This window comes from Apilactobacillus sp., assembly GCF_025290035.1.
GTDB lineage: Bacteria > Bacillota > Bacilli > Lactobacillales > Lactobacillaceae > Apilactobacillus.
Genome location: NZ_JAMBKT010000031.1, coordinates 1 through 7,088, shown reverse-complemented (window position 1 = coordinate 7,088; position 7,088 = coordinate 1). Strand labels below are relative to the sequence as shown.

The 7,088-nt window shown below is 35.5% G+C and carries 9 protein-coding genes; 4 read left to right on the top strand and 5 right to left on the bottom strand.

The genetic code is table 11. The features are described from left to right. Nucleotides 1-30 precede the first annotated feature (30 nt). The 3 genes from M3005_RS05695 to scrK all read right to left on the bottom strand — a co-directional run bounded on the left by M3005_RS05695 (nt 31) and on the right by scrK (nt 2,592). On the bottom strand, nt 31-423 hold the full coding sequence (locus M3005_RS05695) for a VOC family protein (RefSeq protein WP_053950609.1): 393 nt from the start codon (nt 421-423) through the stop codon (nt 31-33). A gap of 21 nt (nt 424-444) precedes the next feature. Beyond that, nucleotides 445-1,446: a zinc-dependent alcohol dehydrogenase family protein gene (locus tag M3005_RS05690; RefSeq protein WP_293794479.1), complete on the bottom strand. Its 1,002-nt coding sequence runs from the start codon at nt 1,444-1,446 to the stop codon at nt 445-447. 261 nt (nt 1,447-1,707) lie between these two features. Then, complete coding sequence (scrK, locus tag M3005_RS05685; RefSeq protein WP_293794478.1) at nt 1,708-2,592, bottom strand: fructokinase ScrK; 885 nt, start codon at nt 2,590-2,592, stop codon at nt 1,708-1,710. A gap of 211 nt (nt 2,593-2,803) precedes the next feature. Between scrK and M3005_RS05680 the strand changes: the two genes are divergently transcribed. Both M3005_RS05680 and M3005_RS05675 read left to right on the top strand, forming a co-directional pair. Next, on the top strand, nt 2,804-3,187 hold the full coding sequence (locus M3005_RS05680; protein ID WP_293794477.1) for a fluoride efflux transporter FluC: 384 nt from the start codon (nt 2,804-2,806) through the stop codon (nt 3,185-3,187). Further along, the gene (locus M3005_RS05675) at nt 3,184-3,534 is read left to right on the top strand and encodes a fluoride efflux transporter FluC (RefSeq protein WP_293794475.1); all 351 of its coding nucleotides are present in this window, start codon (nt 3,184-3,186) and stop codon (nt 3,532-3,534) included. The genes M3005_RS05680 and M3005_RS05675 overlap by 4 nt, the downstream gene beginning before the upstream one ends. 37 nt (nt 3,535-3,571) lie before the next feature. Here M3005_RS05675 and M3005_RS05670 read toward each other — a convergent pair whose 3' ends face one another. Together M3005_RS05670 and M3005_RS05665 are read right to left on the bottom strand one after the other, a co-directional pair. Beyond that, on the bottom strand, nt 3,572-4,882 hold the full coding sequence (locus M3005_RS05670; RefSeq protein WP_293794474.1) for an NCS2 family permease: 1,311 nt from the start codon (nt 4,880-4,882) through the stop codon (nt 3,572-3,574). A gap of 176 nt (nt 4,883-5,058) precedes the next feature. Further along, nucleotides 5,059-5,991, bottom strand: a complete 933-nt coding sequence (locus M3005_RS05665) for an aldo/keto reductase (protein WP_293794471.1) — start codon at nt 5,989-5,991, stop codon at nt 5,059-5,061. Between the two features lie 130 nt (nt 5,992-6,121). On the opposite strand from M3005_RS05665, the gene M3005_RS05660 reads away from it, so the two are divergent. Beyond that, nucleotides 6,122-6,676, top strand: coding sequence for an NAD(P)H-binding protein (locus M3005_RS05660; RefSeq protein WP_293794469.1), 555 nt, complete (start codon nt 6,122-6,124; stop codon nt 6,674-6,676). A gap of 15 nt (nt 6,677-6,691) precedes the next feature. Further along, nucleotides 6,692-7,048, top strand: coding sequence for a hypothetical protein (locus tag M3005_RS05655; RefSeq protein ID WP_293794468.1), 357 nt, complete (start codon nt 6,692-6,694; stop codon nt 7,046-7,048). Nucleotides 7,049-7,088 lie beyond the last annotated feature (40 nt).

Genomic DNA, 7,088 nt, shown 5'->3' with positions numbered 1-7,088 from the left:
GCTTGGGTCTTTTTGATCGATTAAGTTAGATTATTTAATAATTTGGCAGAATTCGATCTTTTCGTGATTAGGACCTTGAATGTTGAAGAAACGAATGCCGTTATCCCAGAATGATGGAATTGATTGGATTTCGTCATCTAAGACATCGAAACCTTGTTCTTTAGCAGCTTCGAAAGCCTTGTCAACATCAGTACAGTTCATAGAAATGTGGTTAATTGAACCATTTTCCATAGCAACTGGATCGCCTTCCCATGTTTCAACAGTTAAGTTACCGTATCTCATGAAGGCACAACGGTTATCACCGTTGTGAAATAAACCAGCTTGTTCAAAGCCAAGTGATTTGTAGAATTCAATAGTTTTGTCTAAGTCTTTTGATGGAATACCAACGTGTTGTAAACCATCGAAGTAGTCGTTTAAAGCCATAATAAAGCCTCCAAAAAATGATTAGTCAGAAACCTTAACCACACATTTACCAGTTAGGTTTGAAGTACCGTCTAGAACACTTTCAACATCTTCTAGTGAGATGACGTTGTCGATGATCTTTTCAACGTTAACCTTACCACTTTGTAGTAAAGCAATTGCGTCTTCAAATGAGTTAGGGTTAATGAAGGCACCTTGGATAGTTAATTGTTTCTTGAATACTTCGTAAGTGTTCATGCTGAATTTTTGATCAGGAGCACCTACACCGAACATTAATACTTGAGCACCTTTAACAGTTGCTTCGATAGCTTGTTCTTGAGTAGCTGGTTGACCTACGGCTTCGATAACGATGTCGTATTCATCAGGAATTTCTTCTTTAGTAGTGTTGATAACACGGTCGATGTCTAGCTTTTCTTTTTCAGCAGCTAGCTTGTCGTCATGTCTACCAGTTAAGTCAACTGATTTAACACCGTATGAACGTAGTAATTGAGCAAAGATTAGACCCATGTAACCATCACCAATAACAAGAGCTTTTTGGTAAGGTTTGATGTTTAATAAGTCCATACCGTGAACGGCACATGAGATAGGTTCACATGTAGCAGCTGATTTTAAATCAACGTTGTCAGGTAATTTGTAAACTACTTGAGTAGGAGCAGTGAAGTATTCTTCTAGACCACCGTTTCTAGTAACACCAACTGCTGATAGGTTGTCACATAATTCTGGACGGGCTGTACGACAGTATTCACACTTGCCACAGTAAATGTTAGGGTCAACTGTTACACGGTCACCAACTTTTAGATCAGTAACATCTGAACCAATAGCTGATACAACACCTGAGTTTTCATGTCCTAAAACGATTGGAGGAACAGCATCTGCTGAACCTGGTAGACCGTTGTATAGAGCGTAGTCAGTACCACAGATACCAGCGTATTTTGCGTTGATAACAACTTCGTTTGCCTTTGGTTCTGGCATTTCAGTGTTTTGGATTTCTAATTGTTTCTTGCCTGTTAAAACTAATGCTTTCATAATTCAAGATCCTTTCCAAATTGAATTTTAAGTATTATTTGTTATGAAGTTGTGAACTAATTAATTCTTTCACAAACTTACAAGTAATATAATAACTCATTTTTAAAAAAAGAAAAGGGTTTTGAGTAAATTTTATAAAAACTTATCTTTTTAAGACACGTAAAAACGGCGTAAATCATTGATATTGTAATGATTTACGCCGTTGAAATTTTTTTGATTTTTTTTAACTAACACACTCGATTATATTGTGCAAAACTGAACTTATTGAACTTCATGTTTGACTAAAGCATCCGCTAAAGCGAAGTTTCCGTAGGTCGCTGAGCCGTTTCCATCAAGGGTTGGAGTGGAAATATATTCTTCTAGGTTTTTGATTTCAATATAGCCATTTAATTGCTTTGAAAATTCAAATCTAACCTTTTTGAGAAATTGTTCACTAACTACACCGCCACCAAAAATAATTTTAGCTGGTCTGAAAGTAAGTGTTGCTTGAATAGCTGCTTGCGCAACGTAATAAGCCATAATATCCCATACATGGTTGCTTTGTGATACTTCTTGTCCTTTTTTACCTAGACGCGCTTCAAAAGTAGGCCCAGAAACTAGTCCTTCTAAACAGTCTTTGTGGTATGGACAAATTCCATCAAAGTCTAGATCATCTTGATGACGTTTTAATTTAACGTGACCAAGTTCTGGATGTCCCATATCACCAATGAATTGACCATTAATGATAATTCCGGCACCCACACCAGTTCCAATTGTGTAATATACAAGTGAGTCTAAACGTTGACCACTATTTTTAAGATTAATGTATTCACCAAAAACAGAACCATTCACGTCAGTGGTCCAATACATTGGAATATCAAAATGTTCTTTAAATTCCCCTAAAAAGTTTACATTAGACCAGCCAAATTTAGGGGTATCGGTAATAAAACCGTATTTGGTGGAATCTTTTCTAATTTCAATTGGGCCAAAAGATGCAATACTTAATGCGGCTAAATCCTTGAATTGTTTAAAAAATTCAATCGCCTTACTAAATGTTTCATCGGGAGTAGTGGTTGGTACAACTAGAGTATCGATAACTTCATAGTCGCTATTACCAACGGCACAGACAAACTTTGTGCCTCCAGCCTCAATGCTTCCCAGTAACATAGCGTGTTTCTCCTCGTTCATATTTATCTATAATTCGTTTTAATTGTTTTTAAATGTTAATTTTAATTTTTAATTTTAAAAGATGTTCTCTAATTATGATAAGTTTTCGCAGGATAAATGTCAAAGTAAAAATGCTAATTGGTATAGTAAAGATTTCGCTTGTGATATCATATTTAAGTAGAATTTTTCTGAATTGGGAAGGTGTTTATTAATGCGCAAGATTTTATACATATTTATCTTAGCCTTTATTGGCGGTTGTTTGCGTGGTTACTTTACCCTAATTGCGGGCAATGATCATTTTATGGCAACTGTTTTTATTAATTTAATTGGTGCGTTTGTCTTAGCTTTTATCACCGGAGCATTACCACATTTAATTGATATCTCTAATGATATTATGACTGGATTAAGCGTTGGCTTAGTTGGTGGATTTACCACTTTTTCAACTTTTTCTTATGATAGTGTGACACTATTTGAAAATAATAAAATTGGTCTAGGTCTTTTATATCTATTAGTGAGTCTCATTGGTGGTTTAGTATTGGCTCATATTGGTACAAAACTAGGTCAACAGTTTGAAAATAAGGAGGATCAACTATGATAACAAGTGTATTAATTGTTGGGTTGGGTGCTTCGATTGGTTCTCTAATTAGATTTGGAATGACCAATTTATTAAAGGCGATGTTTAGTAAGTCAGCTTTTCCGGTTGCTACCTTTTTCATTAACATTACTGGATCATTCTTACTAGGATTGATTAATGCCAGATTGCCACATAATACTTTCACATTAGCATTCTTTATTGCCATCTTAGGTGGATATACTACTTTCTCTACCTATATGAACGAAACGGTTCAATTAGGAACTAAAAAGAAGTTAATGGCGTATAGCTATTATGTTTTAAGTGCGGTAGTTGGAATTATTGCTGCATGGATTGGTTATATAATCTAAAAAAAAGACCTCAATTGAGGTCTTTTTATTTTTTTAATTATTCATTTAGTAACCAGAAGAAGATCACGAAGATTACTCCTAGTACGTACATTAGAGGGTGAACTTCCTTACCACGTTTAGCAGCAATCATTGAGATTGGGTAAACCACGAAACCTAAAGCAATTCCATCAGAAATACTGTATGAAAGTGGCATACCTAAAACAATCAAGAATGAAGGTGCAGCTAATTCGAATTTATCCCAGTGGATGTCACGTAGTGAGTTAGCCATTAAGATACCAATAACGATTAAAGCAGGTGCAGTAACTTGATCAGTAATAACACCCAATAGAGGTGAGAAGAATGTTCCAAGTAGGAAGAAGATACCAGTCACGATTACTGTGAAACCTGAACGACCACCGACGGCGATACCTGCAGATGATTCAACGAATGCACCCATTGGTGATGAACCTAGAACAGAACCACCAACCATGGCTAGTGAGTCAGAACCAAGTGCACGACCGATACGAGGAATCTTGTTGTCCTTGATGAAACCAGCTTGTTTAGCTAAACCAACTAAAGTACCAGTAGTATCGAAGAAAGTAACTAATAGGAATGTAAATACAACAATCCATAATTGTAATGTGTTAACAGATCCAACGTGAGTAACAGCAGCCATAAAGATTGGCTTGATGCTAGGAACGCTTGATACGACGTGAGTAGGTAAAGCGATTAAGTGGGTTACCATACCTAGAATAGTAGTAGCAACCATACTAATGAAAATAGCGGCTGGGACGCGGGCACTCATTAAAACGATAGTTAAGATTAAACCAAAGATAGTTAACCAAGTACTACCAACGTGTAGTGAACCTAAAGTAACTAAAGTTGATTTGTCGGCAACCACTAGACCACCTTGGTTTAAACCAAGAAAGGCAATGAACAAACCGATACCACCGGCAATGGCACTCTTTAAATCAGCAGGAATTGCATCAATAATAGTTTCTCTAAGTTTGAATGCAGTTAAAATCATGAAAATAACAGCAGCAATGAATGTACCTGCTAAAGCAGTTTGCCAAGGAACTTTCATACCCACACAGACAGAGTAAGCAAAGAAAGCGTTAGTACCCAAACTAGTTGATAAAGCGATTGGGTAGTTGGCGATAATTCCCATTAAGAAACAACCTAAAGCAGTTGCTAGGGCAGTAGCAGTAAACATAGCACCTTTATCAATTCCAGATGCACTCATAACGTTAGGGTTTACGAATAAAATGTAAACCATTGAAACGAAAGTAGTTAAACCAGCGATGAATTCAGTACGGTAGTTAGTACCTAGTTCATCAAAATGAAAGAAATTAGCAATTCCTTTTAACATGAAAACATTCTCCTTTAATGTTCGTATTTATTTATATTATACGTATATATTAACATATCTAGAATGAAAGTCCACTGAAAAGCGAACAATTTAATGAAAAATTAAACAAAAATCGCCTTTTTATGATAAAAAACTCCAACGCAGGAGCAAAATCCGAACATTGAAGTTATGAATAATTAAATATTTTTAAAAGTATTATCTATTTCTTTGTATTCATCATCACTTAGTTGAACTTTTAATGCTTGAGCATTCTTTTCAACTTGTTCTGGGTGTTTAGCACCAGGGATGACAATGGAAATATTTGGATTAGCAATGTACCAAGCTAATACTAGTTGAGCAACATCAACACCATGCTTTTCAGCCATTGGTTTTAATGAGTTTACCTTTTCAACGATGCTTGCAAAACGATCACCAGTAAAGTCTGGATTACCATTTCTAATATCATTTTCAGGGAAATCAACTACTTCAGCATATTTACCAGTTAATAAGCCAGAAGCTAATGGGAAGAATGGAACAAATGAGATGTTGTTATCACGAAGATAATCGAACATGACATCTTCATTTTCACGATGGATTAGACTGTATTGATCTTCAACAACATCAACCAACCCATCTTTGTTAGCTTCTTTAATTTGATCTAATGAGAAGTTAGAAACACCGATGGCCTTGATTTTACCGGCTTCTTTTAATTCATTTAAAGCGGCAACGGCTTGATCTTTAGGAGTTTGATCATCTGGGAAGTGAATGTAAAAAATATCAATATAGTCAGTTTGAAGACGTTTTAGCGCATCTTCAACTGATTGTTTCAAGAATTCAGGGTTGTTGTTAATGGTAACATCACCATTGGAAGTATCTTGAGCTGCCTTGGTGGCAATCACGAATTTACTACGGTCATAACCTTGAATTGCTTGACCAATTAGTTCTTCTGAGTGACCCATACCATAAGCAAAAGCAGTATCTAATAGTGTAATACCATTATCTAGTGCAGTCTTTACGATTTGAATTCCAGTTTCATCTTTTAAGTTAGGGAATAAGTTATTACCGCCGACCGCGTTAGTACCTAAACCTAATGCAGTAGCGTTAACGTCTGATTTACCAATTTTAACCATGTTAGTGGCCTCCTTAAAGTTAATCTTACATCTGTAGTATGGACCTAAAAGATTAAAAATTAAACTATTTAACGTTAACGAAACGATTAATATTTGCTAAAATTAGTTACATAAACTAGGAGGACTCATGATGAAAAAAGTATTAATGATTGGCAATCAATTTGATTTGGCCAATAGAGTCAGCCAAGAATTATCAGATCAATATAATGTAGTTATTTTAGATAATATTGATTTTAATAATGAAAAAAAATACTTGGAAGCATTAGTCGATACCAATATTATCTATTTTTGGTTAAATCAATTTGACGCCGACTTAGCAATGGAATCGTTAATTGCGGCTTTGGATCAAGTTAATCCACCAATAGAACAGTTTGTTGTTTTATCAGTCGCTGGAATCGATGATGAATTGACCACCAATGCTGTTTATCCAAATATCGATAATGTAAAAGAATATTTGAATCAACAAAGATATGCAGTAAAATTGATAGATGAATACGAACTTCCGTATACCGTTTTAAGACCAGTCAAAATCGTTGATCACGCTGTGGGTGATTTAGATGTTATTGACGAAGGTCAACCAATGCCATTTGGCGAAGTATCTACAGATAGTATTGCCAAAACGGCGGCGAAAGTAGTAAAATATCAACAATTTATCAATCAATCAATCGGATTAATTGAAAGATAAGCGGGGTGCATACTAATGCCATTACAATTAAACAAAGAACAATTGAAAGAAATTAAGCAACAATTAACAGATACCCAACGTCAATCACACTTGGTAATCTTCAAGAGTGTTTCACCAGATTCAGGTGGAACTCTTCACATGATTACTAACTACGGAACTTTTGAAACATTACAAAAGCAACGTCCAGAATTAAAAATGGAAATTGTGCGTGATATCGTTCCGGTAACCGATAGTTTGGCTTATTGGGCAGTTGCACAAGATACTGCTAGCCATATTCAACCTAGTGATCCCAATGCTGCTGAAGTGGCACTACAGGTTGAAAAGTACACTAACGATGTCTTAGCAGACAACAAATTACCACAAAATAAATAGCAAAAATAAAAACGCCTTTTAAAGGCGTTTTTTTAGTGGA

What these genes read in the sequence shown, in the direction of transcription:
- M3005_RS05695 (WP_053950609.1), bottom strand. Translation starts at nt 423, where the DNA reads ATGGCTTTAAACGACTACTTCGATGGTTTACAACACGTTGGTATTCCA.
- M3005_RS05690 (WP_293794479.1), bottom strand. Translation starts at nt 1,446, where the DNA reads ATGAAAGCATTAGTTTTAACAGGCAAGAAACAATTAGAAATCCAAAAC.
- scrK (WP_293794478.1), bottom strand. Translation starts at nt 2,592, where the DNA reads ATGTTACTGGGAAGCATTGAGGCTGGAGGCACAAAGTTTGTCTGTGCC.
- M3005_RS05680 (WP_293794477.1), top strand. Translation starts at nt 2,804, where the DNA reads ATGCGCAAGATTTTATACATATTTATCTTAGCCTTTATTGGCGGTTGT.
- M3005_RS05675 (WP_293794475.1), top strand. Translation starts at nt 3,184, where the DNA reads ATGATAACAAGTGTATTAATTGTTGGGTTGGGTGCTTCGATTGGTTCT.
- M3005_RS05670 (WP_293794474.1), bottom strand. Translation starts at nt 4,882, where the DNA reads ATGTTAAAAGGAATTGCTAATTTCTTTCATTTTGATGAACTAGGTACT.
- M3005_RS05665 (WP_293794471.1), bottom strand. Translation starts at nt 5,991, where the DNA reads ATGGTTAAAATTGGTAAATCAGACGTTAACGCTACTGCATTAGGTTTA.
- M3005_RS05660 (WP_293794469.1), top strand. Translation starts at nt 6,122, where the DNA reads ATGAAAAAAGTATTAATGATTGGCAATCAATTTGATTTGGCCAATAGA.
- M3005_RS05655 (WP_293794468.1), top strand. Translation starts at nt 6,692, where the DNA reads ATGCCATTACAATTAAACAAAGAACAATTGAAAGAAATTAAGCAACAA.